Below are 25,323 nucleotides of genomic sequence, written 5' to 3'. Positions count from 1 at the left end.
GGCTGCGGTGCCCGGTCCCGAGGTCTGCAGCCCGGTCCGCGCCCTGCCCCGGGCGACCGGTGGCGGCGGGGCCGAGGTGACCGTCTCCGCGCAGGAGCCGGTGTTCGCCGGGCACTATCCCGGGTTCCCGATCCTGCCCGGGGTCTGCGTGGTGGAGTTCGTCCGGCTGGCCGCCTCGGCCGACCTGCCCGAGGGCTGGCGGCTCACCGCCGTCGAGTCGAGCCGGTTCCTCAGCCCGGTGCTGCCCGGCGACCGGCTCACCCTCGACCTGGTGTGGTCGCAGGACGGGCCGGAGCGCCGCTGCAAGGCGACCGCGAGCACCGAACGCGGCGTCGCGGCGCGGATGCGGCTTCGGTTCGGGGGTGCGGCGGCATGATCACGATCGACCGGATCAAGGAGCTGCTGCCGCACCGCTATCCGATGCTGCTGGTGGACCGGGTCACCGACGTGGTCCCGGGCGAGCGGCTGACCGCGCTGAAGGCGGTCACCGCCAACGAGCCCTGGTACCAGGAGCTCCCGCCGAACGCGGCCGAGGCCGCCCACGACTACCCCGCCGTGCTGCTGCTCGAGTCCTGGTGCCAGGCCGCGGGCCTGCTCGGCGGGGCGGGCGGCCAGGCCGCCGGGGACGACCGGGTGCTCCTCCTCGGCGCCGTCGCGGACGTCCGCTTCACCGGCCGGGTACGGCCCGGTGACGTCGTCGAACACGAGGTCCGGCTGGTCCGGGACTTCGGAGAGAACCTGATCCTCGCCGGGCGCAGCACCGTCGACGGCCGGACCGTCGCGGAGATCGGCCGGGCCAGCATGGCCGTCCGCCCGGCGCATTCGCTGGAAACCACAGAACCAACCAGGAGGTAGTCCACATGTCCGTCATCACCGACGAGGTCCGCACGAAGGTCCACGAGATCGTCTGCGACGTTCTGGAGATCGAGCCCGAGGAGCTGACCGAGGACACCCTCTTCGTCGAGGACCTCGGCGCCGACTCGATGCAGGCGATCGAGATCCTCGCCTCCCTGGAGATCAGCTTCCGGACCTCCATCGACCAGTCCCAGCTGGAGCGGATGATCAACCTCAAGGGGCTCCACGAGGTCCTCGCGGAGAGCATCGGCGCCCGCTCCTGAGCCACGCCATGCGGCCCGGCCGGGCCGCATGGCGTCCCGCCCGGGCCGCCACTCGTCCCCTACCCAAGCGGAGCGCACCATGCGTCGTCTGGTCTACCTGGTCTCCACGGCCGGCATCCCGAACCTCGGTGACGAACTCATCGCCGCCACCTGGCTGAAGTACCTGGCGCGGACCGCGCCCGACGCGGACGTGGTGCTGGACTGCATCTCCCCGGAGCGCGTCGCCGCACAGCTGCTCCCGCTCCACCCCCGGCTGCGGACCACGTCCGTGCTCTGGCAGCTCTGTTTCCGCAACTGGTCGCAGGGGGTGCACGCGCAGGAGGCCGTCGCCGGCCTGGTCGCCCGTCCCGACCGGGCGGGCGACCTGCGCGAGGGCGTCGAGCTGCTCCGCCGGGCCGACGTGGTGCACCTGACCGGCGGCGGCTTCCTGAACGGGATCTGGCCGCCGATGGTCGGCCTGCTCTCCGGCATCGCCACCGCCACCGCGCACTCGGGCGCGGTCTCCGCGGTCACCGGGGTGGGCCTGGCTCCCGCCATCGACGGGGCCGAACACCTGGTCGCGGAGCTGACCTCGGGCTTCACGGTCGTCGACGTCCGCGACCGGCCGTCCGCGGAACTGCTCGGGCCCGGGGCCCGGCACTCCTGCGACGACGCGTTCCTGTCGCCGGGCGCCTGGCTGGCGCCGGCCGGCGACGCGCCCGAGGTCATGGTCTCGCTGCAGACCACCCGGCCGCCGGCCCAGATGCTCGCCCCGGCCGCCACCGACGGGACGGGCCCCTCGGAGCGCGAGGAACGTGCCCGGGCCGGCCGCTCGGAGTCGGGTCTGACCACCCTGCTGGCGTTCCTGTCGACCACGCTGGCCGAGTGGGGCGTCGAGGAGGTCGGGCTGGTCGAGTGCTGGCCCGAGGTGGACCAGGCGGTGTGGGCGCGGGCCGACCGCCTCGCGCCGAAGGTCCGCCGGTACGCCCTGGGGGACGTGATGCGCGACGGCTTCCCCGCCCGGGCGGGCCAGACCTGGCTGTCCAGCCGCTTCCACCCGCACCTGTTCGCCGCCGCGGCCGGTGCCTCGGGCGTCGCGCTCTCCATGATGAAGGGCTACTACGACACCAAGCACGGGTCCCTGATCGACCAGGGGTCGAACTGGAGCCTCACCCACTACCGGCCCTTCGACGGCCGCCTGGAGATCCCGGCACGGCCGACCGCCGGCGGGTTCGGCCCGGCGGACCTGGCCGCCCTGCAGGCCGCCAAGCTGCACGTGGCCGAACGCGTCTACCACGGAGGAGGAGCGTGACCAGGAGCGACTACCAGTCCCTCGTGAAGGGCTACATGGAGGTCTGGAACCTGCCGGACGAGGTCCGCAGGGCGCGGATCGACGAGGTCTTCACCGAGGACGTCGTCTACACCGACCCGGCCGTGGTCGCCCGGGGCCGGGCGGACCTCGACGCCTACATCGGCATGACGCGCGAACGCTTCGGCGGGCTGCCGTTCGACGCCGAAGGCCCGGTCGACGGCCACCACCGGCAGGTGCGCTTCCGCTGGCGGTGCGGCGGCCCGCAGGCCGCCCCGGTGGCGCGCGGCCAGGACTTCGCGCTGATCGAGCGCGGCCGGATCAAGGCCGTCTACGGATTCTTCGAATGAGGAGGTCCGACCGTGGGTGACGACATCCGCAACGGCCGGTTCAGCGTCGACAACAAGCAGGACATCACCCTGTTCGTCTTCGGCATCCGCGTCAACAGGTTCCGTGCCGTGGGCAGGTGGCTGCCGGTGCTGCGGGCGATGAAGCCGATGATCCGCGAGCTCACCGAGGACGCCGACAGCGGCCTGCTCGGGTACCGGACGTACCTCCAGAGCCCCCGCGAGCTGATGGTCATGCAGTACTGGCGCAGCACCAAGGAGTTGCTGGACTACTCGCAGGGCGCCACCCACCGGCAGGCCTGGACGGACTTCTACCGGCTCGCCACGGCCGGCGCCGCCGTCGGCATCTGGCACGAGCTCTACGCGGTGCCGGCCGGCCGGTACTCGGCGATCTACGGCATCGTGCCCGAACTCGGCCTGGCCGAGTTCGCGGACCTCAAGCCGGTGGGGCGCCGCAACGCCACCACCGTCGCCCGGCTCGGCGAGGGCTGACAGGACGGCCGCCCGGTGCCTCCGCGCCCGGGCCGGCCACATTCGAAAGGAGACTCCATGTCCGAGGACAGCCGGCGGATCGCGCTGGTGAGCGGTGGATCGCGGGGCATCGGCAGGGCCGTCGTGCTGCAGCTGGTCCGCGACGGCTTCGAGGTCGCGTTCTGCTACCGGTCCAACGAGGAGGCGGCCCGGCAGGTGGAGAAGGAGGTCGCCGGACTCGGCGGCCGGGCGACGGCCCGCCGGGTCGATGTCACCGACGCCCAGGCCGTCAAGGACTGGGTGGCCTCGGTCGAGAAGGAGCACGGCGGGATCGACGCGGTGGTCACCTCGGCCGGCATCCTGCGCGACCGGCCGCTGGTGCTGATGGGCGACGAGGACTGGTCCGCGGTGATCGACACCAACCTGACCGGGACGTACAACGTCTGCCGGGCGGCCGTGTTCGGCATGCTCAAGCGGCGCAGGGGGTGCGTGGTCAACCTCTCCTCCGCCTCGGGCGTCAAGGGCACCGGCGGCCAGACCAACTACTCGGCCTCCAAGGCCGGGATCATCGGCTTCACCAACGCGCTGGCCAAGGAGGTCGGCAAGTACGGGATCCGGGCGAACACCGTCGCCCCGGGGCTGATCGAGACCGAGATGGTCGTGGACCTCTCCGGCAAGGCCCTGGAGCGGGCGCTCACGGTGATCTCGCTGGGCCGGCTCGGCACCGCGGACGAGGTCGCCGGAGCGGTGTCCTACCTGGTCGGCGCCCAGTACGTGACCGGTGCGGTGCTGCAGATCGACGGCGGACTCATGGTGTGAGAACCGCCCCCGAAAGCACCGGGGCTCCGGCCGTACCAGGCGGGTCGAGAAGACCGCCCGGCGCGACCGGAGCCTCGGCGTTTCGTCGGCCCGGCGGAGCTGCGCCGGGCCGACGGGCCGCTCAGGGACTACAGGGACTAGTCCGTGACTGCTCCGGGCTCTTCCGGGACGACCAGGGCCTGCCAGGACGGGGGCATGTTCCTGGCGATCTCGATGCCGGAGAACACCGACGGGGACTGCGGGCCGTGCTGCCGCGCCCAGGCCGCCATCGCCGCCAGCCCGGTGGCCAGCGGGACGCTGTGCGGGTTGAGGCTCAGCAGCGCGTGGGCCTTCTTGTGGTCGGCGTAGGCGTGCGCCACCTCGTGCCGCGGCGGCAGGTGGTCCACGGCCGGCGGGGCCCCCATGGCCTCGAACACCGCGGTGGCCAACTCGTTGACGGTGTAGGCGGTGTCGCCCCCGATGTTGAAGGTCTCCCCGTAGATGCCGGGGTTCTCGACCGAGCGGGCGATCGGGATCGCCACGTCGTCGATGTAGCTGAAGGCCCGGGTCTGCTCGCCGTCCCCGAAGATCGTGCAGGGCTCGCCGCGGAGGATCTGGTTCATGAAGATCCCGACCACGTTGCGGTAGCGGTCGCCGATGTTCTGCCGCTCGCCGTAGACGTTGTGCGGCCGGAAGACGATGTACGGCAGGCCGAACATCTCGTGGGTGACCTTGAGTTCCTGCTCGACCGCGTACTTGGCGATGCCGTACGGGTCGACCGGGGCGGGCGTCAGCTCCTCGGTCATCGGCGGCTCGGCGTGGCCGTAGACCGCGATGGACGAGGTGAAGACGAAGCAGCGGACGGTCCCGGTGTTGACGGCGGCGTTGATCAGGTTGATGCTGCCGATCACGTTGTTCGTGTAGTTGAACCGCTTGATGAAGTGGCTGAGCCCCTCCGCCGCGTACGCCGCCAGGTGGTAGACGTAGTCGAAGCGCCATTCGGCGAACAGCGCGTCGACCAGGGCCTGGTCGCAGATGTCGCCCTGGTGGAAGACGGCGCCTTCCGGGACGTTGGGGCGGACGCCGCCCGACAGGTCGTCGAGCACGACGACCTGGTGGCCCGCGCGGAGCAGCTCCGCGGCGACGTGCGAGCCGATGAAACCGGCACCGCCGGTGACCAGTGAGGTGGGCATGTCTGTCTCCGGGGCTCAGGAGCTGGTGGGGAGGCGGTCGAGCAGGGCCACGTGGGTGACCTCGGTACGGGGGTCGGTGTCGCACAGCAGCAGCAGGTCGTGGTCCTCGGCCCAGCGGTCGCGGTGCCGGCCGAGCTCCAGCCACACGCTGGTGGCGTAACCGCCGGTCCCGACGCGGTGGTTGGCGACGGGCAGGTCGAGGTCCCGTTCCACCCAGGGGCCGAGCACGGCCAGCGGGCGGTCCGCGCCCTCGAGGAGCTCGGGCAGTCGGACGGCGGGCTTCTCGCCGGGGGCGATCTCGGTGACCGTGCGGACCTGCCAGGGGCAGGCCCCCCGGTCGAAGGAGAGCAGCACGCCGGAGTCGGACAGCGGCGCCCCGTCGTGGACCACCGGGTCGTGGTAGGGCAGCGTGGTCTGCTCCAGCACCGCGATCCACGGCGTGTGGCAGCGTCCGGACGCCGTGTACGCCTGCGCGATCCGCAGGGCCGTGAAGGGGGCGCCGAGCCCCTGGCCCTGGACGGCGAAGGCGAGCGCCTGGCCGCCGGTCAGGTGGTTCAGGTGGCAGGCCACGGCCTGGTGCTGGAACAGGTCCGGCAGCGCGTTGGCGAGGATGAGCAGGTCCGGCCGGCGCAGATCCGCGGGCAGCCCGGCCACCAGCAGGTCGACCAGGTCGGTGTGGCTGACCTTGCGCCCCTTCGACCACCGCTCGTTGTCGGCGGCGACGCCGAACTGGGCGGTGAGGTCCTGGTTGTACTCGGCGCGGACCGGGCTGAGCGGCAGCGCGTTCCCGGGCGGGTCGACGGTGACGACGACGGTCTGGAGTCCAAGCGGCACGGCTACCGGCCCCCCTCGGTGAAGACCATGGCGGCGAAGGTGAAACCGACGCCGATGGCGACGAACATGTAGTTCCGTCCGGGCTCCAGGAGGCCTTCCTCCCGGAGCGAGACGTAGTTGATCAGCGTGTCGGCGGACATGCAGTGGCTGTACCTGGCCACGTTGTCGATGAAGATCTTGCCGGGGGGAAAGCCGAGTTCGCGGCTGGTCTCGTTCCAGATCGTCACGTTCGGGTTGGTCGGCAGGATCAGGTGGATGTCGTCCAGCGTGCACCCGGCCAGCGAGGCCGCCGCGGTCATCAGCTCGCGCATCATCCGGGGGCGCTGGTCCGAGAACTTCTGGATGAGCGCGGGCTCCACCTTGATCCCGTCGGCGTACTCGCCGTAGGTGCGGGACACGTAGGAGCGGACCCGCGGACCGCGTCCGCCGCGGGCGACCAGGCAGGCGGCGGCGCCCTCACCGGTCAGGTAGGTGTTGTACGTGCCCCGGAGGATCGGGGTGAAGGCCTTCTCGCCGGTGACGATCAGGGCCCGGGCGTCGGGATCGCCGTCCGCGCGCAGGAGTTCGCCGACCATGTCGATCGCCGCCAGCGGGGAGGCGCAGTTCTGGTGCGTCACGGAGAAGGCGGTGGCGTGCCCGAGCCCGAGCCGGTCGCGGATCTCGGCCCCGACGTCGATCGTGGAGGGCGCGACCTCCAGGGCCGAGCGGGCGTGGACCAGATAGCGGATCGAGGCCGGGTCGGTCTGCTCCAGGATCCGCCGCGCGGGCGGCAGGACCAGGTCGTAGAGGCTCATCTCCGGGTCGTAGCGGATGGTGTCGAGCCCGTGGAACTTCCGGAAGAGGTGGCGCTGTGCCGGGTTCAGCCCCAGCTCGTCGCTCTGCTCCTCCACCGTGACGGTGCGCTCGGGGAAGAACGATTCTATGGACTCCAGGGTGAGCGGGGCGCTCAGCAAGCTGCTCTCCAAATCCGTTGTCGTGGGGGCCGCCGGTGCTCGGGGCGGCGCGGGGCCCGGGTGCCGGAACGCCCCGCCGCGGGGCGGGGCGCTCGGCCGGGGGGGTTCAGCGACGGGTGGCCGCGCGGGTCGACACGACCGAGGCGGCGGACCCGACCGGTGGGTTCGGTCCGTTCGGCGCGGACGCTGCGGCCACTGCGGCGACGCGGTCGACGAGCCGTGCCTGGCGCAGGATCTCCTCGGCCGACGCGGCGGCCTCGTCCGGATCGGCCACCGCCCGGACGAACGCGTCCAGCGTCGCCCGGAACTGGTCGTCGGCGGCACCGGCGAACTCCGTGGTGCCGTCCGCCCGTTCCAGCCGGATCGGCGGCGCGAAGTCCGGCGGCGGGGTGAACGCGCGGTCCACCGTCAGCCGGCCCTCGCTGCCCCACAGCGTGTAGGAGCAGTGGTAGGCGTGCTGGAAGCCGAAGGAGAGGTGGGCCGTCCGGCCGCCGGGCGCGGACAGCAGCACCCCGCCGTTCACGTCCACGCCGTGCCCGGGGCTCTCGGCCAGGCTCGCGCCGACCACGTCGAGGTCCTCGCCCAGGAACATCCGGGCTGCCCGCAGCGGGTACACGCCGGCGTCGAGCAGCGCTCCCCCGCCCAGCTCGCGCCGGTAGCGGATGTCCGACCCGGCCAGTGGCGGAAACGCGAACTCCCCCTGGAACACCCTGAGTTCACCGATCCTGCCGTCGTCCACCAGTCGGCGGACCTGCTGGTGGACCTGGTGCCGGTGGAAGGTCAGGTTCTCCATCAGCACCAGGCCGCGCGCCTCGGCGAGCGAGACGAGCTCCGCCGCGTCGGCGTACCGGGCGGCGAGCGGCTTCTCGGCGAGCACGTGCTTCCCGGCGGCCAGCGCGCGGGCGGTCCAGGCATGGTGCATGCCCGTCGGCAGCGGGATGTAGACCGCGTCCACGTCGGGCCTGGCCAACAGGGCGACGTAGTCCGCGACGGCCTCGGCCCCGTACTCGGCGGCGACCCGCTCGGCCCTGGCCGGATCGCGGCTCGCCACCGCCACCAGCTCGGCGCCCTGCGCGGCCCGCAGCGCGGGCAGGGTCCGCCGGAGTGCGATGGAGGCGCAGCCCAACAGGCCGAACCTGATGACCGGCACGGTGGTTCCTTTCACCAGAGGCTCTGCAAGCACGCGATCAGGCTGCGCGCTTCCACGTTGACGTAGTAGCCGTGCCGCTGGAGCGCGGTCAGCTGTGCGGCCGTGACCCAGCAGAAGTCGTCCGGCACGTCCTCGGGGAAGTCCTCGCCCGCGTCGACCAGGAGGTAGCGGTTCTCCGAGCGGTAGAACCGGCCGCCCTCCTCGGTCTGGACGGCGTCGAACAGGATCCGCTCGCCCGGCGCGTGGAGGACCTCGTCGAGGAACCGCGGCCGGCTCTTCGGGTGGTTGTCGGGGTTGCACTGCACCGTCGGCCCCATCTCCACCCGGTCCAGCAGGCCGGCCTGGAAGCGGGCGTGGACGAGCAGGTGGGCGAGCCCGTCGATGTTCTTCACCACGAAGGCCACCACCCCCCTGCCCTTGGGGTAGAACAGCGGCTGGTCCCAGCCGACCACCTCGCGCTCGGTCGCCTCGACCCGCACGCCGATGATGCTGAAGTGCCGGTCCTCCCGGTGGGTGATCTCCTCCGGGGTCCGCTGCCACTCGGCGAGGCCCGCGAGGGGGATCCGGCGGCTGGTGAGCTCGTGCCGGCTCTTGGCCTCGGTGAACCAGCTCAGCACCTCGCCGAGCGTGCTGCGGGCCCGGCCCTCGCCCAGCAGTGAGCGGACCAGCCCCGCCATGATGCCGTCGTCCTCGGGGCGGGCCCGGTCCGGCGGGAAGGTGAACGGCAGGCAGGACAGCACGGTCCTGGTGTCCATGTTGACCAGGGCGTCGATCCGCAGCAGCCGCCGGATCTCGTGCAGCGGCAGCCAGTGGTGGTTCTCCCCCACCGGCACCTCCCCGGCGACCTGCACCACCATGTTGCGGTTGCGCTTGCCGAGGAACCACGAGCCCTGTTCCGACTGCAGCACGTCGACCAGCGCGACGCGGTCCTGCGGCCGTGCGAAGAGGTCGAGGTACCGGGTGCGGGCACCCTGGTGGACCTGGGTGTAGTTGCTGCGGGTGGCCTGGACGGTGGGCGACACCTGGACGGTCGTGATGTTGCCCGGCTCCACCTTCGCCTGGACGAGGCCGTGCAGCCGGCCGTCGACCTCGCGGACCAGCAGGCCCAGGATCCCGATCTCGTCCTGGTTGATGATCGGCTGGCGCCATTCGGCGACCGGGCCGTAGCTGCTCTGGACGTGGAGGCCCTCGACGGCGAAGAACCGGCCGCTCTCGTGCGCCAGGTTCCCCGTCCCGGGGTCGAACCGCCAGCCCCGGAGCTCGTCCAGGGGGACGCGCTCGACCAGACAGCGGTTGACCTCGACCCGGTCGGCGAACCAGTCCGCGAACGGGGTGCCCGCCCACCCGGTCCCGGCCACCGACCTCGTCAAGGCCGCGGCCTCGCTCTGTACGTGGCGATCCAGCATCGACCTACCTCGCCCCCTGTGCGCGGATCCTGTTGTCCCGACGGCTCAAAGCAGCGTGTTGAGCATGGACTTGGCGGCCGGGTGGTGCGGGTCCGCGAGCAGGTCGAGGTCGCTGTCGACCATCATCGCGACGAGCTCCCCGAAGGAGACCTCGGGCTTCCAGCCGAGCTTCTCCTGGGCCTTGGACGGGTCGGCGCAGAGCATGTCGACCTCCGCCGGACGCAGCAGGCCGGGGTCGGTCTCGACGTGGTCGCGCCAGTCGAGGCCCACCCGCTGGAAGGCGAGTTCGACCAGTTCGCGCACGCTGTGGGTGACACCCGTCCCGAGCACGAAGTCCTCCGGCTCGTCCTGCGCCAGCATCTGCACCATGCCCCGCACGTAGTCGCCGGCGAATCCCCAGTCGCGCTGCGCGTCCATATTGCCCAGGCGGATCGAGTCGATCAGCCCGAGTTTGATCGCGGCCGCGCCCAGTGAAATCTTCCTGGTCACGAACTGCGGACCGCGCAGCGGGGACTCGTGGTTGAACAGGATTCCCGACACCGCGTACATCCCGTAGGACTCGCGGTAATTCTGGACGATATAGTGCCCGAACACCTTCGCGACGCCGTAGGGGCTGCGCGGGTGGTAATTCGTCTTCTCGTTCTGCGGAGTGCTCCAGACCTTTCCGAACATCTCGGAGGAGGAGGCCTGGTAGAAGCGCGGGCAGTTCGCGCCCGGAGTGGTCGAGCCGGTCATGCCGCTGGCCACCCGGACGGCCTCGAGCAGTCGGAGCACACCCGCCCCGGTGATCTGGGTCGCCGCGGTCGACTGGGCCCAGGAGACCGGCACGAACGAGAGCGCGCCCAGGTTGTAGACCTCGTCGGGCTCCGCGGCCGCCACGGCGGCGATCAGGCTCGACTGGTCGAGGAGGTCCCCGGAGAGGAGCTTGACCTCCGGTCGCAGCGGAAGCCTGTTGGGATTGTGGGCCTGTCCTTGGCCGCGGACGAGTCCGAAGACCTCGTAGCCCTCGGCCAGCAGCAGGTCGGTGAGATAGGTGCCGTCCTGACCGGTTATTCCGGTGATCAGCGCTCTCCTGGTCAGGATTACCCCCCACGACAAGACGGCGAAAGGGCGCCGCGAATTCCTTTTTCATTCTTCCGGCGCCGGTTATTGACGCCTTCAATCAGCAGACTACGGGACCGCCCGCCGGAACGGCAGAATCCCGGGTCGGGTGTAGTGGATTTACTAGTGTTGCGTTCCGGCGGCTTTCCCGGCCGGCGCCGGCGCCGCGCACGGGGCGCGCCGGGGTGCCCGCGGGCACCCGCGCGCGGGCAGGCGCGGGGGTGCCCGGGCGGGCATGGCTGCGCACCGGCACCCCGCACGGGGTACCGGTGCCGGGCGGGCGGGTCAGCCCGTGAAGCGGCCCGCGGGCACCAGGGCGACCGCCCGGGTGCCGATCTTGAAGGACTCCGCGGCGCGCACCCCGCCGAGCGGCACCTTGCGGCCGCGGGTGGTCACCGCGAGCACCGCGTGCGGGGGCAGCACCGAGGCCACGGCGGCGAGCATCTCCGGTACGCCGGCCTCGCCCTCGACGCCGAGCCAGCTGGTCTGCTCCCCGTACGGGACGTCGGTGATCACGATGTCCGGGGTCCGCCCCTCGACGGCCTCCGCCAGGTCCTCCCGGTCGAAGGCGTTCGCCCGGCACACCGCGGCCGGGAGCCGGCCGCCGTCCCGGGCGAGCCCGTCGGCCAGTCGGCGGGCGGCCTCGGCGGCCTCCAGGTAGGACGGCTTGCCGAAGCGCTCGGCCCGTTCCTCCAACACCTTCGCCCGGAGCGCGAGCGCGTCCGGGTCGAGTAGGGCGAGGTTCTCCTCGGCGAGGGCCAGCGCCTCGTCGGCGAGGTCGGTGGCCAGCACCGACCCGATCACCGGGCGGTGCAGCAGCCCGAGCACCGACAGCAGGTAGCCGCTGCCGCAGCACGGGTCCCAGAGCACCGCGGGGGCCCCGCCGCCGCGCAGCGCCAGGGCGCGCAGGAACACCTCCGAGGCGAGCCGGACGGGGAACGCCGGGAACCCGGGGGCGGAGTGCAGCACGGAGCCGCTGGAGTAGTCCGTGTAGTCGGCCTTGGCGAGCACGTGCCGGTAACTCATGGGCCAATCCTAGGGCCCCGGAGGCCGGGCCCGGGTGGGCCCGGCCTCCGGGGATCAGGGCGCCTCGTCCGGCGCGTTCATGTACGTGCGCAGGGCGGTCAGGTGCTCGGCGATCTTGGCGAAGCCGTCGGCCGCGGACCACTCGATCAGCTCGGTGAGTTCGACGGTGGCCCGCTGCTTCTCCTCCTCCGGGAGGTTGGCCACCGACATCTCGGCGGGCCACTGGAGGACGTTGGCCAGGTCGACGTCGAGCTTCTCGTCCCGGGCGAACTCCAGCAGGTCGCGCAGCCCCCAGATGTTGTCGCGCTGCGGGGCCACCTGGAGCCACAGGTCGACCTCGCCCTTCGCCCGGCGGACGTTGCGGACGAAGACGTCCCAGCGCGCGCCGGTCCTGATCTTCTCGAACACCTCGCCGGTCCCGTCGCACGAGGCGCCGATGCCGACGCTCTTGAACTCGGGGAACCTGGCGAAGACGTGCTCCGGCAGGATCGTCATGTTCGAGTTGTAGACGATGTCCACCTGGTGCGCGTTGCCCGTCTCGATCAGCAGGTCGAGCAGCTTGAAGTGCCCGGGCTGGAGGAAGGGCTCACCGCCGGCGAAGTAGAGCCGGCGGATCAGGTGCGCGTTCTCGCCGAGCGTGGTCCACAGCTGCTCGTCGTCGCGGTAGGGGTCGATCACCGCGGAGGACCAGCTCGGGCGCTGGACGGCGCCCCAGCTGGAGCTGACCGGGTAGGTGCACATGGTGCACCGCAGGTTGCAGGTGTTGCCGAACCGGATGTCCAGGAAGAACGGGAAGTCCTCGACCGTGCCGTCCGGCGCGGTGCGCTCGGCCAGCCCGGCGAAGTCGATCTCGTCGGCGAACCGGCGGTTGATGTCCTGGCGGTACGACTGGGCGCCCCGGTCCTCGCGCTTGTAGCAGTAGTCGCAGGCGGACACCCGCTCCCCGGCCAGCATGGCCAGCCGGGTGCGGCGCTGGTTGGGGCTGTTGAAGGCCTCCGCGAGGTCCATCGTCCGGTCCGGGTTGTCCTTGGCGTACCGGGAGTTCGGGGCGCAGCCGAGCGCGTCCTCCTTGAGCGCGAAGACCGGCTCGTCCTCCTGCTCGTACAACTCGTTGTGGTACATCGAGTCGTCCACGCAGCACCGGCCGTAGACGCCGTCGATCGAGGCGCACAGGTGGATCCACGGCAGGACGCACATCGTGGACGGGTCGGGGGCGGACGCCCCGGGAGCGGACGGGTCGGGAGGAGTCTCGGTCATCTCGCCCCTAACCCACGATGTCGAGCGAGGGCAGCGGGAAGATCATCTTGGTCCCGGCGGCCCGGGTGGCGGCCTCGCGGTCGAGGATCTCGTCCCGGAAGTGCCAGGGCAGCACGAGGTAGTAGTCGGGCTTGGCGCTGCGCGACTCCTCCTCGCTGAGGATCTCGATGTCGGTGCCCAGGGTCCGCGCGCCGACCTTGTCCGGGTTGCGCTCGGCCGCGTAGGGCACCAGCGTCCGGTCGATGCCGCAGAACTGGAGCAGCGTGTTGCCCTTGGTCGAGGCGCCGTAGACGTGCACGGTGCTGCCCTGCTCCCGCAGTCCGAGGAGCAGCTCGCGAACGGCGTCCCGGTGGGCCCGCACCCGCCCGGCGAAGGCCTCGTACGGCTCGGGCCCGTCGAGGCCGAGCTCCTTCTCCCGCTGGGCGATCGCCTCGACCGAGCCGTCGGCCAGGTCGCGGGTCTCGTCGGCACGGGTGACGAAGCAGCAGATGGAGCCGCCGTTGATGGAGTTCAGGCTCGCCCGGACGACGGTCAGGCCGGCCTCGCCGAGCACCCGCTGCAGGGTGGCGAGCGAGTAGTAGGTCAGGTGCTCGTGGCAGATGCCGTCGTAGGCGTTGGCCTCGAGCATCTCCGCGAGGTGCGCGACCTCGAGCACCCACACGCCGCCCGGGGCCAGCAGCCGCTCCACCCGGCGGGCGAACTCGACCGGCTCCTCGACGTCGTAGAACATCGCGATGGAGGTGACGACGTCGAAGGCGCCGTCCCGGAACTCCGGTGCGTCGCTCGGGAAGAAGTCCCGGATCACGTTGATGCCCTCGGGGACGTCGTCCGTCGCGCTGGACGGGTCGACGCCCCAGCGCTCCGAACCGGCGAAGCCGTTGAGCAGCGTGCCGTCGTTGCAGCCGATGTCCAGGACCCGGCCCGGGGCGCCGCCCCACAGCCCGGAGGCCGATTCGGCGATCCACCCGAGGTGGTCGCGCATCGTCGAGTTGATCCGCGAGCGGTACCAGTAGACGTCGTAGAGCAGCTCGCCGGCCAGGGTGTGCCGGAGCTGGACGAGGCCGCAGCCCTCGCCGGCGCACCTGGTCAGCTCCATCGGGAAGAGGTCCGTCGGCGGATTCGACACACCGGGCTTGACGAAGCACCCCTGGAGGTACTGGGAGCCGAAGTCCAGGACGGTCTCCAGCCCGCTCCCGCAGACCCGGCAGCTGTCGTGGCCCTTGACCAGGTCACCCGTGCCCGTCGCACTCACGTGTTCTCTCCTCGCCGACCGGGTTCGTTCGCCGGGTGTGCGGCGACGAAGTACCAGTGCGTTTGCAGTTCCAGGTCCAGGGACGGCCGGTCCAGCGCCGGGTCCCCGTTGAAGAAGCCGGGCAGGGTCCAGATCCGGTAGCCGTGTCCGGCCAGCTCCCGCCACAGGTCGTCGGTCGTGACGCCGTACTCGTGCACGACCCGGTCGCCGCCGTGTTCGAAGGCGATGACCGGGCGGGAGCCGCGCAGGATCCCGCTCGCCCCGCGGATCACCCCGACCTCGCCGCCCTCCACGTCGATCTTGATCAGGTCGATCCGGGCGTCCGGTCCCACCAGCTCGTCGAGCGTGGTGGTGGCGACCCTGATCTCTTCCAGGACCTCGTCGTCGCGGTCGTACGGGCGCCGGTGCAGGCCGCTGTAACCGGGGTTGGAGGCGACGTGGACGAACCCGGCCGAACCGGTGTCCGCGCTCGCCGCCGCCTCGCACACCTCGACACCGGCGAACTCCCGGCGCAGGTGCTCCGCGTGGCGGGGCAGCGGCTCCACCGCGAAGTGCCGGCCCGCGGGTGCCACCCGCACCATGTGCTTCAGCAGGTCGCCCATGCCGGCGCCGACGTCGACGCAGCTCGACTCCGGGCCGCAGACGCGCTCGATGATCTCCACGGTCAGCGCGTCGTACAGGTCGTTCATGTGGTGGATGTCCACCTGCGGGCCGTCGTCCGTCATCGCTCGGAGGCCTCCGGGCGCCGCAGGACCAGGTAGACGACGCCGTCCTCGTCGAGCAGTCCGTCGAGGTCGGGGACGAGCCCGGCCTCGACCGCCAGCGCGGCGACGGTCTCCCGGTGGTGCCAGGTCAGCATGCCCTTGGTCTCGACGGGCTGCGCGTGCCGGTAGCGCGCGAGGTCACCGCGGAAGAACTGCCAGGTCACCTCGCCCAGTTCGAGGAAGTTGAAGACGAACTGCCCACCCGGGACGAGCAGTCGGGCGACCTGGCGCAGGTAGAGGAGGATCTCGTACGCGTCCAGGTGGATGAGGACGTTGAGTGAGTACCCGGCGTCGAACGAGTCCGACGGCAGGGTCTCCAGGTAGTCGTCCTCGATCAGGTGGTAGTCGACGTTGGGCAGCTCCCGGCAGGTCTCCCGGGCGATGTCCAGGAAGGACTTGCTGACGTCGGCGCAGCACAGCCGCCCGACCCGGGGCGCCAGTGCGGCGGCCATCACGCCCTCGCCGCTGCCGATCTCGAAGACCGACGATTCCGCGGTCAGCCCGAGCTGCCCGGCGACCCAGTCCGACCGATAGGCCCGGTCGGAAAGGTAGTCGGCCCTGGCCTGTTCCCCGGCCAGCCGCAGCTGCATTTCCTCGGGGGTTTCCCATTCCCAGGCCAGATAGCGTTCCCTGCTCATCCTGCTCCCCGGACTCCGTCGGTATTCTCGAAATCCGACCCTAACAGCGCGGGTCGGAGCTGTGACTAGGGATTCCCCCACTGTCGATTAGGCCGGAGAATATCCGGCCACCCCGGAATGAGGCCGGGCGATCGGCCGCCCGGCCTCATTCCGGGGTGGCTCCGGTCAATTCCCGGCAGGCAGGCCGGCCGGGGCCGGTCCGGGCACCAGGGCGTGCAGCTCGCGGCGGAAGGCCTCCGCCATGTACGCGTGCCCCTCGGCCGTCAGATGGAGCCGGTCCTCCGCCTCCTCGGGCATCAGCAGGTCGACCCGGTCGGGGCCGAGCAGCCGCAGGCCGTCAAGGTGGTACAGGTTCCGGTCGCCGTGCTCGCGCAGCAGGTCGACCACCTCCCCGTTGGCCTCCCGGGTCTGCCGGAGCGAGTAGAAGCCGAGGCCGTGCAGGGGGTCGTGCACCGGCGAGAAATAGTGCGAGATCACCACCAGCGGGGTCTCGGGGTGGCGCTCCCGCGCGCTGCGGACCAGTCCGATCAGGTTGGCCCGGTAGCTGAGCTCGTTGAGGCTGCGGGCCCCGTAGGCGTTCATGCCGAGCCAGAAGGTGATCAGGTCGGCCGGCAGGTCCCGGACGAGCGTGCCGTAGGCCGGCTGCAGATGGCAGCCCGCGCCCATGGCCAGCGACGTGAGGTCCAGGCCCTCGGCCCGGGCCACCAGGGCGGGCCAGTTGCGGCTGGGCGACGGCGCGCCGCGCCCCTGGGACTCGGAGGAGCCGTAGTGGACCCACCGCGGCCCGGCCGGTCCGGCCTGCGCCACCTCGGCGCCCCCGTCGACCGTGATGCCGCGCAGCACGAACTGGTTCAGGCAGGGCAGCCAGAGTTCGATCAGCTTGTCCCGCGCCGGCAGCCCGGTGAGCTCGAAGGAGCCCCCGCCGGTACCGGTCTCCAGCTCCACGCTGTGCACGGGTTCGCCGTCGACCAGCACGTCGACCCGGCCCACCTCCGGCGGGCCGACCATCTCCGGGGCGGGCCGCGCCGTGTAGGCGCAGCGCAGCAGCCGGGTGTCGCTGCGGAAGGCCAGCCGGACGCCGGAGGGCATCGCCGCGCGGCCCATCCCGCCCTCGGGAAAGAAGAGCCGCCGCTCCGGGTACGGAATACGCCAGGGCGCTATTCCCCCGTCGGTCTCCTGGAGGGAAACCGCGCCCCGATAGGTGAGCCGCGCGTCCGAGGGGTGAACAACGCGTTCGGAATCTGCCATTAAACGCATGGTCTCAGGCTAGCCAGGGACGACGGCCGGAGGACTAGCATTTCCCCTAGAGTGTGCGCACTAGGATGTCCGCATGTCTAACGAAAAGGACCCTTCCGCGCGCCCGATGGTCGTCGCGGTCTGCGCCTATCGGCTGGAGAACGTCGCCAAGAACTTCCGGCACAATATCTCGCAACTGTCCGGCGACGAATATTTCGTCCTGCTCGACCGGCCGAAGAGCGACGAGGCCGAGGAGGTCGCGGAGGCGGTCCGGGCGGCCGGCGGGAGCATGCGGGTGCTGGGCGCCACCAACGGGCTGTCCGCCTCGCGCAACACCGTCCTCGCCGAGCGCCCCCACCACCACGTGCTGTTCGTGGACGACGACGTGCGCCTCGACGCGGCCGCGGTGGACGCGGTCCGCGCCGCGTTCCGCGGCGGCGCACAGGTGACCGGCACCCGGCTGGTCAGTCCGCCGGAACTCGCCCGGATGCCCTGGTTCGTGACGTCGGGTCAGTTCCACCTCATCGGCTGGCACCGCCCGCAGGGCGAGATCAAGATCTGGGGCGCCTGCATGGGCGTGGACTCGGCCTTCGCCACCGCGCACGGCCTGGACTTCGACCTGGCCCTCAGCCGCACCGGCGGGAACCTCCAGTCCGGTGAGGACACCTCCTTCATCCGGCTGATGAAGGAGACCGGCGCGCAGGAGCGGCTGCTGCCCGGGGTCGCGGTCGTCCACGACGTCGACCTGGACCGGCTGAGCCTGCGCTACCTGATGCGGCGCGCCTACTGGCAGGGCCGCTCCGAGGTCCGCCGGGCGTCCACCTGGTCGGGGCTCCGCAAGGAGTGGGACCGCCACCGGAGCGCACCGGAGGCACCGGGCCGCGCCCTGCCGCTGGTGCCGGTGTACGTCGGCGCGACCCTCTGGGGGGTCGCCCACGAGTACTGGGCGCGCTTCCGGTCACGCCCATGAGGCTCCCGCGAGGACTTCGCGGTAGATCCGGACGTAGCGCTCGGCGATCCTGACGTGGTCCCAGCGGGCGCCGGCCTCGGCCCGCACCCGCGCCGGCGAGGGCAGCCCCTCCAGGCAGGCCTTCGCCTTGCGCGGGTCGAACCCGGTCCCGTAGCCGACCAGTGCCCCGACCGGCGGCGCGATCTCCGGCAGGCAGCCGTTCGCGGTGGCCACGACCGGGGTGCCGCTGGCCGCGGCCTCCGACACCACGGTGGCACCGGGTTCGCTCCAGATCCCGCCCCACGGGCCGGCCGTCGGCTGGGACAGCACCAGCAGCGCCCGCGCGGCGGCCAGCAGGCGGCTGCGCTCGGCGCCCCCGACCTCGCCCACCAGCTCCACCGCGTCGCCGTGGTCGGCCATGATGCGGGCCAGGTAGTCGGGCTCCCAGGACGGGCCGGCCAACAGCAGCCGCGCCCCGGCGGCCTGGGCGAAGGCCGCCGCCTCCAGTGCGCCCTTGTGCGGTGAGATCCGGCCCAGGAACAGCAGGAAGTCCTCCTTGGGCACCTCGGTGCGGTACCGCGCCAGATCCACCGGGATCGGGATCACCGGGGCCTGCCCGCCGGCCCCGCAGTGCGCCCGGTGCGCCTGGGAGAGGTAGACGCAGCCGGTGCGGTGGACCGGCCGGGTGGTGAGGTGGTGCGTGCTCACGAACCCGGCGCCGGCCACCGGCCCGACCTTGCCGTCGCTGTGGTCGTGCACGATGTCCACCCGCGCGGTGCGCAGCCAGGACCGCATGTCCGCGGGCTCGGCGGCGGGCACCACGGTGAGCCCCGGGTGGCCGTCCGGGCTGCCGGGGGCGCCCAGCAGGAAGACCTCGTGCCCCAGCTCCAGCAGGCCGGACACCAGGTGCGCCACCACCCACTGGATGCCGCCGTAGCCCTGCGGCGGCACGGTGATCCACTTGCTCTCGTCCGCGGGCAGCCGCAGCGGGACGTTGACCATCGCGATCCTCATCGGGCCGCCCTCCCCCGCCGTCGAAGCCGACCCGCTCGAAGCCCCACGCGCAGCCTCCTCACTCGAAGCCCCTCACTCGAAGAAGGCCAACAGGTCGGCCAGCACCTGCCGGTAGCCGTACTCGACCCGCAGCCGGTCCTGGATCTCGGCCACCGCCCGTGCGTAGCGCGGCCGGTCGCCGGCGATCCGCCCCAGGGTCGCCGCCGGGTCCGGACCGAGCAGCAGGTCCTGCGCCCAGACCCCGTACAGCGGCGCGAGGAACTCCGCGTCGGCGGGGAGCACCGGCAGGCTGCCGGAGGCGAGCGTCTCGAACATCCGCGGGGTGAGCAGCCTGGTCTCGGCCACCAGCGGGCGGACCAGCAGCGGGGAGACCAGCGACCGCCCCATCTCGGCGATGACCCGGCCGAAGGGCACCGGAGGATGGATCTCCACGCCGCGTTCGCGCAGCCAGCCCGCCCTGCTCGTACTGGCCGCCTCGTGGCCCGGGCAGGTCTCGCCGTCCCACCAGCGGCCGCAGACGCGTATCCGCCGCAGCGCCGGATCGGCGCCCGCGGCCGCCTCGACGACCTGCGCGAGGGCGTCCCAGCGCCACCAGTTGCTGCCGATGTACTGCAGGTCGTAGTCGGTGTCGCCGGACAGCGGGGGGCGGTGCACCTCGGCGGGCAGCCCGAAGCACTTGAAGAACTCCGCGCCCTCGGGGAGTCCGCCGCCGAGCTTCGGCAGCAGCACCAGGTCGCTCAGCTCCCGGTACAGCGCGCGCCAGCTCTCCGTCGACGGTCCGCTCCCGTCGTCCTCCGCCGAGGCGACCGGGTCCCAGTGCCCGTCGAAGTCGACCACGGCCCGCCGGTTGCGCGGGAAGGACGCGGCCAGCTCCCGCTGCGCGTCGGTGAGGAACTGGCGGGCCTCGAACATGAAGACCAGGTGGGTCGCCCAGCCCAGGTCCTCCACCAGCGGGAGGTGCCCGGGTACTTCGGCGTCCATCCGGGACAGCGGGGCCGCCACCGCGACCTCGCAGTCGAGGGCGGGGGCCGCGGCGACGTAGGCCGCCACGGTCTGGCTGAACCCGGCGTTCCAGTGCAGGTTGCCCGCGATCGCGATCCGTGCCCGGCTCACCTGGCCGGCCTCGCGCTCAGCCGGCGGTAGGCGGCGCGGCGGCCGCGGATCACCGGCGCCCGGCGGGCCAGCCAGACCAGGGCCTCGGCGGTCTCCCGGCTCCCGGCCAGCGGCGTGGTGGTGCCGCCCACGCTGCGGCCGCGCAGGTCGTCCACCAGCCAGCGGGACATCAGCCGCGCGGTCTTGAGCGGGTTCCACTCGGGATCGGTCAGCAGGTAGTAGTAGCGGTTGCGGCGCATGTTGATCCGCGTGTAGTCGCTGCCGGTGGCCACTCCGCCGCCGCCGTGGTGCTGGATGCCGAGGTCGAGCAGCAGGGCCACCCGCCAGCCGGCCCAGCGGGCCCGGCGGCACAGGTCGACCTCCTCGTAGTACGTGTGGAAGGCCTGGTCGAACAGCCCGATCTCGCGGAACACCTCGGCCCGGACGAAGAACGCCGATCCCTGGACGTAGGCGTGCTCCAGGGTGCGCGGCGCGCGGCCCTGCGGGCCGCCGGCCGGGGAGGGGTGCGCGATGCCGTCCCCCGCGAAGGTGTGCTGCTCGCCGAGCCAGAGCGCGGTCTGCGTCCAGGCGTTGAACTCGGTGAGCTCCTCGCTCTGCGGGTCGTAGCGGTACTGCATCGGCCCGAGCACGCCGTAGTCCGGCCACTTCTCGGCGAACTCGACCAGCTCCCGGACGAGTCCGGCCGGGGTCCAGGTGTCGGGGTTGACCAGGAAGACGTAGTCCGCGCCGTCGGCGAGCGCCTGCCGGATGCCGACGTTGTTGGCGCCGGTGAAGCCGAGGTTCCGGTCGTTGCGGGTGATCCGCACGCCCGGGTACGCGCGCTCCACGTGCTCGACGGTGCCGTCCGCGGAGGCGTTGTCGACGAGGTGGATGTCGAGGTCGAAGCCGGTGGTGTCGCAGGCGGCCAGCGAGCCCAGGCAGCGATCGAGCCACTTGAGCTCGTTGGTGCCGACGGTCACGGTGGCGACCCGGGGGCGGCGTGCGGTCACTTCAGCACCGCCCTGATCGCGTCGGTGAGCTGCTGCTCGTTCGGCAGCAGCGAGTGGTCGAGCGCGAGCGCGTAGGGGATGACCGTCCCGTCGGGCCGGGACACCCGCTTCGGCGGGGCGGTGAGCGCGAACTCCTCGGCGGCGGTGGCGACGACCTCCGCGCCGAACCCGCACATCCGGTTGGAGTCGTCGATGACCACCAGGCGGCCGGTCTTCGCCACGGAGGCGCCCAGGGTGTCCCAGTCGACCGGGTAGAGGGTCCGCGGGTCGATCACCTCGACCGAGACCTCGTCGGCCAGCCGGTCGGCGACGGCGACGGCCTGCGGGACGAGGTGCCCGGTCGCGACGACGGTGACATCGGTGCCCTCGCGGTGCACCCGGGCCCGGCCCAGCGGGACGGCCGGCAGGATGTCCGGGACCTCCTCGGTCGCCCACATCAGGTTGGTGGGCGCGAAGACCACCACCGGGTCCGGGTCCCGGATCGCCGACAGCAGCAGGCCGTAGGCGTCCGAGGGCGTGGCCGGGAGGACCGTCTTCACCCCGGTGTGCGCGAACAGGCTGTACGGGTGGTCGGAGTGCTGTCCGGCCATTCCGGACCGCGATCCCGAGTTCGGCACGATATAGGTGACCGGAACACTCCCCTGGCCGCCCGTCATCAACGAGAACTTGTGCGCCTGATTGACGATCTGCTCGAACACCAGATAGAGCAGCGACGGGATCTGGAACTCCACGACGGGTCGTTGTCCGGCCACCGCCGCGCCCGTGGCGAAACTCGTGAACGCCTGTTCCGACAACGGGGTGTCCACGACCCGATCGGGCCCGAAGGCATCCAGCAGGCCCTGGGCCACGCCGGTCAGCCCGATTCGGACGTCCTCTCCGAACAGGCTGACCGTCGAGTCCCGCGCCATCTCCTCATGGAGCGCCCGGTTCAGCGCCGACAGGTAACCCAGAACCGCCATAGATCACTCCAGATCCTTCGGATTATGCCTTGAGCACACTAATCCGGGGGGTCTGCGGAATCTCTGGTAAAAGCACCAGAATCGGCGGCGCACAGCGGCGCCCTCAGCGGCACCGCGGCGGGGCTACACGGCCGGGAACCCGCGCTGCCGAGCGGCCTCGTAGAGCATCAGCGTCCCGGCCGAGGCGGCGTTGAGCGAGCTGGCCGCACCACCGATCGGGATGGACACCACCTCGTCGCAGAGCTCGCGCCACCGGGTGCTCATGCCCACGGTCTCGTTGCCGACGACCAGCAGGACGGGCCCGGTCAGGTCGCAGTCGGCGACCGAGGTGTCGCCGTGCTCGTCGGTGCCGACGATCTTGACGGGCACCCCGCGCTCGCGCTGCGCCTCCACCCACTCCAGCACCTCCGCGGGCGACTGGCTGCGGACCACCGGCAGCCGGAACAGCGAACCCGTACTGGCCCGCACGCACTTGGGGTCGTACACGTCGGCGGCGTGGCCGGTGACGATCAGGCCCGCCGCCCCGAACGCGTCCGCCGAGCGGACCAGGGTGCCGATGTTGCCGGGGTTGGTCGGCCGGTCGAAGGCGACCCCGAGGAAGTCGGGCCCCGGCGCCAGGCGGTCCAGGTCGTCACGCGGCAGGCCGCCGACGGCGATCAGCTCCGGCGCCGTGGACTCCCGCTCGCCGAGCTCGGCCAGCAGCTCCGGATCGACCGCGGTCGCCGGGATCCCGCTCTCCTCCAGGAGCCGCTGCGCCCAGGAGGACAGCCGCTGCTGACCCGCCGGGTAGAGCAGCTGCTGAACCGGCCAGCCGTACTCGACGGCGAGCGTGACGGGCCGGACCCCGTGGATGAGGAACTGGCCGAGCCGCTGCCGCTTGTTCCGGTTGGTCAGCAGTGCCTGCCACGTCTGGAACTGTGCGTTGCGGCTCGAAACCCGGCCGGCCGAGCCGGTCCTGGCGGGTGCCTTCGACGCCATCGGCGCCCTACCTCGCCCGTGGCGCGATCCGCCACGGTTATCCCTGTCCGACATGCAGCGATCCTAGCAACGGCTGCGCTGCGGCCCGGGCCGGTGCGAACCGGTCAGCGGTCGACGGCATTCAGCGGGGCCGGGGCGCCGCCCACCTTCGGCGGCCAGGACGCGGCGCTGAGGATTCCCATCGAGTACGCCTTGGCGACCAGCGCCGGACGGTTCGGCACCCGGAGCCGCTGCAGCATCTTGCTGACGTGGAACTCGACGCCCTGCCTGCTGAGATAGATGTTCCGGGCGATGTCGGCGGTCCGCTGTCCGGCGGCAATGCTCTCGATGATCCGGGCTTCCATTTCGGACAGTTCGGTCCGGGTCTCCATACTGAACCTTTCTTCGTTCGCTGGGGAAGTTTCCCGGGGAATTCCCGACCGGTTGCCGCCACCCTCCCACTCGCCGCCGGCTTCGGACGGTCACGACCGACGCCCCCTGGGGTTTGCGATCGGCCTCATCAAGGCGTGCAACCAACCTCTGAAGGCTAAAAGCGCGATTCGGCGCCAACAACCCGGACCAACCCCCCTAATGCAGGCCGGGCGCCGCCCTCGGGCCATCCCCCTAGAAACAGGGGGTGCCCGACCCGTCGAAATCCGCTCCCCGCCGACCCCGCCCGCGACGGACCGTCCGATTGGTCCGGCTCACCCCTCTTGGGCCGGCCCGGCGCACCGCCTCGCCCCGCGGCAACCCAAAGGAGCGCAAAACCCGGCGCCGACCCCCGGGCACGCGAAGGGCCCGGGCGGATGCCATCCGCCCGGGCCCCCCGGAGCCGCCTCCCGCGCGGAGGCCCGTCAGCCCCTAGGAAACGAACCCCACGACGCCGAAGCCGGGGCGCTCCTGCACCCGGCGCAGCCACCCGAGGACGTCCATGACGGCCTCGACCACCTCGGGCTCCAGCGGCGGGGCGTGGTTGTCCCGCTTGGTCTGCTCGAACTGCTCCAGCGCCTCCAGGCACTGCTCGTACGTCCACTCCCCGCAGCGCGGCAGGTCGTAGCAGGGGACGCCGTCGGGCATGCCGCCGTAGCGGCCGAGCTCCGCCACCGAGACGGCGGTGATCCGCAGCGCCCGCAGCCCCTCGTCGACCGTCTCCAGCCAGTCGCCCCGGAACGGGCTGAAGGAGGAGTTGTCGAGGAAGGACCCGGTCAGCGAGCACAGCCGCTTGTAGGCGTACCCGTACTGGAAGGCGTACCGCCGGTCCTCCGGGTAGGGCCCGCCGTACACCACCGTCCTCAGCGCCTCGTACGCCGTGGGGGCGCCGTCCGCGATCTCGGACGAGAACCAGCTGTCGTCCGACGCCAGGTCGTCGCCGAAGCCGGCCTGGACCGCCTGCAGCAGCTGGTCGTCACGGGAGCCGACCAGGGCGCGCGCGGCCTTGGGGTCGAGGAGAAACACACTCAGGGATGAACTCACGTGATCACGTTAGCCACCCGCACCGACAGTCCGACCGGCCACCGGACCACACCCCCGAAGCCTGCCCAGAGCCCCCACCCGACCCCCACGCCCGAGCCCCGGAAAGGCAAAAGCCCCAGGTCACGGCGAGTGAGTCCTGGGGCTTTCACAGAGCCGCCTATGGGATTCGAACCCATGACCTACGCATTACGAGTGCGTTGCTCTGGCCAACTGAGCTAAGGCGGCGCCGTTGCCGGATGTGCTGGCAACGGCGGCCAGTCTACACAGGTTTCGGCGGTGATCCGTACCGGCTTTCGGGCCCGGCGGTCAGGCGGAGGAGACGGCGAGCTTGGCCGCGAAGCCGGCGAAGAGGACGGCTACGCCGCTGGTGAGGGTCGCGGAGAGGCGCTTGCGGCGGCGGAAGGCGGTGGCGAGGGTGGTGCCCGCGAAGATCAGCATCGACAGGTACAGCAGGCTGAAGGTCTGCAGGACCCCGCCGAGCAGCGCGAAGGAGAGCGCGGGCTGCCCGTAGGACGGGTCCACGAACTGGGTGAAGAAGGAGAGCAGGAAGAGGATCGCCTTGGGGTTCAGCAGGCTGATCACCAGCGCGCGGCGGAACGGGCGCTCGGTGTCCTCCGGGGCCTCGGCGGTGGCGGCCTCCGGGCCGGCGGCCGCGCTCCGGCGCTCCCGCCAGAGCTGGCGGGCCGCGCGGAGCATGCCGACGCCGATCCACAGCAGGTACGCGGCGCCGCCGAACTTCACCACGGCGAAGACGGCCGGGTTGGCCTCCAGCAGCGAGGCGGCGCCCAGCGAGGTGAGGCTGATCAGGGTGAAGTCGCCGACGAAGACCCCGAGGGCGGCGGTGTAGCCGGTCCGGACGCCCTTGCGGGCGGCCACGGACAGCACGTACAGCGAGTTGGGGCCGGGGAGAAGGACGATGACCAGTGCGCCGAGGACGTACGTCGCCAGGTCGTTGACTCCGAGCACGGTGCGCTCCGGGGGTGTGCGGCAGGGGTGGCGGGGCGCTCATCGTAACGTCGGACCGGTCGATGGTTGAA

The 25,323-nt window shown here is 71.8% G+C and carries 28 protein-coding genes and 1 tRNA gene; 8 read left to right on the top strand and 21 right to left on the bottom strand.

Features of this window, described 5'->3' with window-relative positions; translation table 11 throughout:
• Positions 1–7: 7 nt before the first annotated feature.
• From ACGFZP_RS11195 to fabG, 7 genes are all read left to right on the top strand, one after another.
• Positions 8–376 carry a 3-hydroxyacyl-ACP dehydratase FabZ family protein gene (locus tag ACGFZP_RS11195; protein ID WP_392930940.1) on the top strand — a complete coding sequence of 123 codons (369 nt, stop codon included), beginning with the start codon at positions 8–10 and terminating at the stop codon, positions 374–376.
• A complete protein-coding gene (locus tag ACGFZP_RS11190) occupies positions 373–855 on the top strand; it encodes a 3-hydroxyacyl-ACP dehydratase FabZ family protein (RefSeq protein ID WP_392930938.1) in 483 nt (160 codons plus the stop codon). The genes ACGFZP_RS11195 and ACGFZP_RS11190 overlap by 4 nt, the downstream gene beginning before the upstream one ends.
• Before the next feature lie 5 nt (positions 856–860).
• The gene (locus tag ACGFZP_RS11185; RefSeq protein WP_392930936.1) at positions 861–1,118 is read left to right on the top strand and encodes an acyl carrier protein; all 258 of its coding nucleotides are present in this window, start codon (positions 861–863) and stop codon (positions 1,116–1,118) included.
• A gap of 79 nt (positions 1,119–1,197) precedes the next feature.
• Positions 1,198–2,409 carry a polysaccharide pyruvyl transferase family protein gene (locus ACGFZP_RS11180; RefSeq protein WP_392930934.1) on the top strand — a complete coding sequence of 404 codons (1,212 nt, stop codon included), beginning with the start codon at positions 1,198–1,200 and terminating at the stop codon, positions 2,407–2,409.
• Positions 2,406–2,756, top strand: coding sequence for a nuclear transport factor 2 family protein (locus ACGFZP_RS11175; RefSeq protein WP_392930932.1), 351 nt, complete (start codon positions 2,406–2,408; stop codon positions 2,754–2,756). The genes ACGFZP_RS11180 and ACGFZP_RS11175 overlap by 4 nt, the downstream gene beginning before the upstream one ends.
• Before the next feature lie 12 nt (positions 2,757–2,768).
• The gene (locus ACGFZP_RS11170; protein WP_392930930.1) at positions 2,769–3,245 is read left to right on the top strand and encodes a DUF4188 domain-containing protein; all 477 of its coding nucleotides are present in this window, start codon (positions 2,769–2,771) and stop codon (positions 3,243–3,245) included.
• A 57-nt stretch (positions 3,246–3,302) separates the two neighbouring features.
• Positions 3,303–4,043 (top strand): 3-oxoacyl-ACP reductase FabG, encoded by a 741-nt coding sequence (gene fabG, locus ACGFZP_RS11165; RefSeq protein ID WP_392930928.1) that lies wholly within the window; start codon positions 3,303–3,305, stop codon positions 4,041–4,043.
• Between the two features lie 137 nt (positions 4,044–4,180).
• On the opposite strand, the gene ACGFZP_RS11160 is transcribed toward fabG, so the two are convergent.
• The 12 genes from ACGFZP_RS11160 to ACGFZP_RS11105 form a co-directional block, all read right to left on the bottom strand.
• Entirely contained in the window at positions 4,181–5,215 is a 1,035-nt protein-coding gene (locus tag ACGFZP_RS11160) for an NAD-dependent epimerase/dehydratase family protein (RefSeq protein ID WP_392930926.1), read from the bottom strand.
• Between the two features lie 15 nt (positions 5,216–5,230).
• Complete coding sequence (locus tag ACGFZP_RS11155; protein WP_392930924.1) at positions 5,231–6,049, bottom strand: hypothetical protein; 819 nt, start codon at positions 6,047–6,049, stop codon at positions 5,231–5,233.
• A gap of 2 nt (positions 6,050–6,051) precedes the next feature.
• Positions 6,052–7,002, bottom strand: a complete 951-nt coding sequence (locus ACGFZP_RS11150) for a ketoacyl-ACP synthase III family protein (RefSeq protein WP_392930922.1) — start codon at positions 7,000–7,002, stop codon at positions 6,052–6,054.
• Positions 7,003–7,108: 106 nt separating this feature from the next.
• Complete coding sequence (locus tag ACGFZP_RS11145; protein ID WP_392930920.1) at positions 7,109–8,152, bottom strand: Gfo/Idh/MocA family protein; 1,044 nt, start codon at positions 8,150–8,152, stop codon at positions 7,109–7,111.
• Positions 8,153–8,163: 11 nt separating this feature from the next.
• Complete coding sequence (locus ACGFZP_RS11140; protein ID WP_392930919.1) at positions 8,164–9,558, bottom strand: NDP-hexose 2,3-dehydratase family protein; 1,395 nt, start codon at positions 9,556–9,558, stop codon at positions 8,164–8,166.
• 45 nt (positions 9,559–9,603) lie between these two features.
• On the bottom strand, positions 9,604–10,638 hold the full coding sequence (locus ACGFZP_RS11135) for a GDP-mannose 4,6-dehydratase (protein WP_392931040.1): 1,035 nt from the start codon (positions 10,636–10,638) through the stop codon (positions 9,604–9,606).
• Between the two features lie 306 nt (positions 10,639–10,944).
• The gene (locus ACGFZP_RS11130; RefSeq protein WP_392930917.1) at positions 10,945–11,685 is read right to left on the bottom strand and encodes an rRNA methyltransferase; all 741 of its coding nucleotides are present in this window, start codon (positions 11,683–11,685) and stop codon (positions 10,945–10,947) included.
• A gap of 54 nt (positions 11,686–11,739) precedes the next feature.
• Positions 11,740–12,942 carry a twitch domain-containing radical SAM protein gene (locus ACGFZP_RS11125; RefSeq protein ID WP_392930915.1) on the bottom strand — a complete coding sequence of 401 codons (1,203 nt, stop codon included), beginning with the start codon at positions 12,940–12,942 and terminating at the stop codon, positions 11,740–11,742.
• Positions 12,943–12,949: 7 nt separating this feature from the next.
• A complete protein-coding gene (locus tag ACGFZP_RS11120; RefSeq protein WP_392930913.1) occupies positions 12,950–14,194 on the bottom strand; it encodes a class I SAM-dependent methyltransferase in 1,245 nt (414 codons plus the stop codon).
• A complete protein-coding gene (locus tag ACGFZP_RS11115; protein WP_392930911.1) occupies positions 14,191–14,919 on the bottom strand; it encodes an FkbM family methyltransferase in 729 nt (242 codons plus the stop codon). The genes ACGFZP_RS11120 and ACGFZP_RS11115 overlap by 4 nt, the downstream gene beginning before the upstream one ends.
• Entirely contained in the window at positions 14,916–15,596 is a 681-nt protein-coding gene (locus ACGFZP_RS11110; protein WP_392930909.1) for a class I SAM-dependent methyltransferase, read from the bottom strand. The genes ACGFZP_RS11115 and ACGFZP_RS11110 overlap by 4 nt, the downstream gene beginning before the upstream one ends.
• Positions 15,597–15,761: 165 nt before the next feature.
• Positions 15,762–16,844: a GDSL-type esterase/lipase family protein gene (locus tag ACGFZP_RS11105; RefSeq protein WP_392930907.1), complete on the bottom strand. Its 1,083-nt coding sequence runs from the start codon at positions 16,842–16,844 to the stop codon at positions 15,762–15,764.
• Between the two features lie 82 nt (positions 16,845–16,926).
• On the opposite strand from ACGFZP_RS11105, the gene ACGFZP_RS11100 reads away from it, so the two are divergent.
• Positions 16,927–17,802 carry a glycosyl hydrolase gene (locus tag ACGFZP_RS11100; RefSeq protein WP_392930905.1) on the top strand — a complete coding sequence of 292 codons (876 nt, stop codon included), beginning with the start codon at positions 16,927–16,929 and terminating at the stop codon, positions 17,800–17,802.
• Here ACGFZP_RS11100 and ACGFZP_RS11095 read toward each other — a convergent pair.
• The 9 genes from ACGFZP_RS11095 to leuE all read right to left on the bottom strand — a co-directional run bounded on the left by ACGFZP_RS11095 (position 17,791) and on the right by leuE (position 25,252).
• Positions 17,791–18,795, bottom strand: a complete 1,005-nt coding sequence (locus ACGFZP_RS11095) for a glycosyltransferase (RefSeq protein ID WP_392930903.1) — start codon at positions 18,793–18,795, stop codon at positions 17,791–17,793. The two genes, ACGFZP_RS11100 and ACGFZP_RS11095, sit on opposite strands and share 12 nt — an antisense overlap.
• A 72-nt stretch (positions 18,796–18,867) precedes the next feature.
• Complete coding sequence (locus tag ACGFZP_RS11090; RefSeq protein WP_392930901.1) at positions 18,868–19,908, bottom strand: hypothetical protein; 1,041 nt, start codon at positions 19,906–19,908, stop codon at positions 18,868–18,870.
• The gene (locus ACGFZP_RS11085) at positions 19,905–20,897 is read right to left on the bottom strand and encodes a glycosyltransferase family 2 protein (protein ID WP_392930899.1); all 993 of its coding nucleotides are present in this window, start codon (positions 20,895–20,897) and stop codon (positions 19,905–19,907) included. Before ACGFZP_RS11085 ends, ACGFZP_RS11090 begins: the two co-directional genes overlap by 4 nt.
• The gene (locus tag ACGFZP_RS11080) at positions 20,894–21,856 is read right to left on the bottom strand and encodes an alpha-ketoacid dehydrogenase subunit beta (protein ID WP_392930897.1); all 963 of its coding nucleotides are present in this window, start codon (positions 21,854–21,856) and stop codon (positions 20,894–20,896) included. The genes ACGFZP_RS11085 and ACGFZP_RS11080 overlap by 4 nt, the downstream gene beginning before the upstream one ends.
• A 123-nt stretch (positions 21,857–21,979) precedes the next feature.
• Positions 21,980–22,834 carry a TrmH family RNA methyltransferase gene (locus tag ACGFZP_RS11075; protein ID WP_392930895.1) on the bottom strand — a complete coding sequence of 285 codons (855 nt, stop codon included), beginning with the start codon at positions 22,832–22,834 and terminating at the stop codon, positions 21,980–21,982.
• 104 nt (positions 22,835–22,938) lie between these two features.
• Positions 22,939–23,205 (bottom strand): LuxR C-terminal-related transcriptional regulator, encoded by a 267-nt coding sequence (locus tag ACGFZP_RS11070; RefSeq protein ID WP_392930894.1) that lies wholly within the window; start codon positions 23,203–23,205, stop codon positions 22,939–22,941.
• A gap of 469 nt (positions 23,206–23,674) precedes the next feature.
• Positions 23,675–24,286, bottom strand: coding sequence for a hypothetical protein (locus tag ACGFZP_RS11065; protein ID WP_392930892.1), 612 nt, complete (start codon positions 24,284–24,286; stop codon positions 23,675–23,677).
• Between the two features lie 151 nt (positions 24,287–24,437).
• Positions 24,438–24,511 (bottom strand) — tRNA-Thr (locus ACGFZP_RS11060).
• Between the two features lie 81 nt (positions 24,512–24,592).
• Positions 24,593–25,252, bottom strand: coding sequence for a leucine efflux protein LeuE (leuE, locus tag ACGFZP_RS11055; RefSeq protein ID WP_392930890.1), 660 nt, complete (start codon positions 25,250–25,252; stop codon positions 24,593–24,595).
• Positions 25,253–25,323 lie beyond the last annotated feature (71 nt).

Origin of the sequence: Kitasatospora sp. NPDC048239 (genome assembly GCF_043202015.1) — a bacterium.
Classification (GTDB): Bacteria; Actinomycetota; Actinomycetes; order Streptomycetales; family Streptomycetaceae; genus Kitasatospora.
Note: the sequence above shows the minus strand (reverse complement) of the source record. Positions and strands in the feature narration are given on the sequence as shown.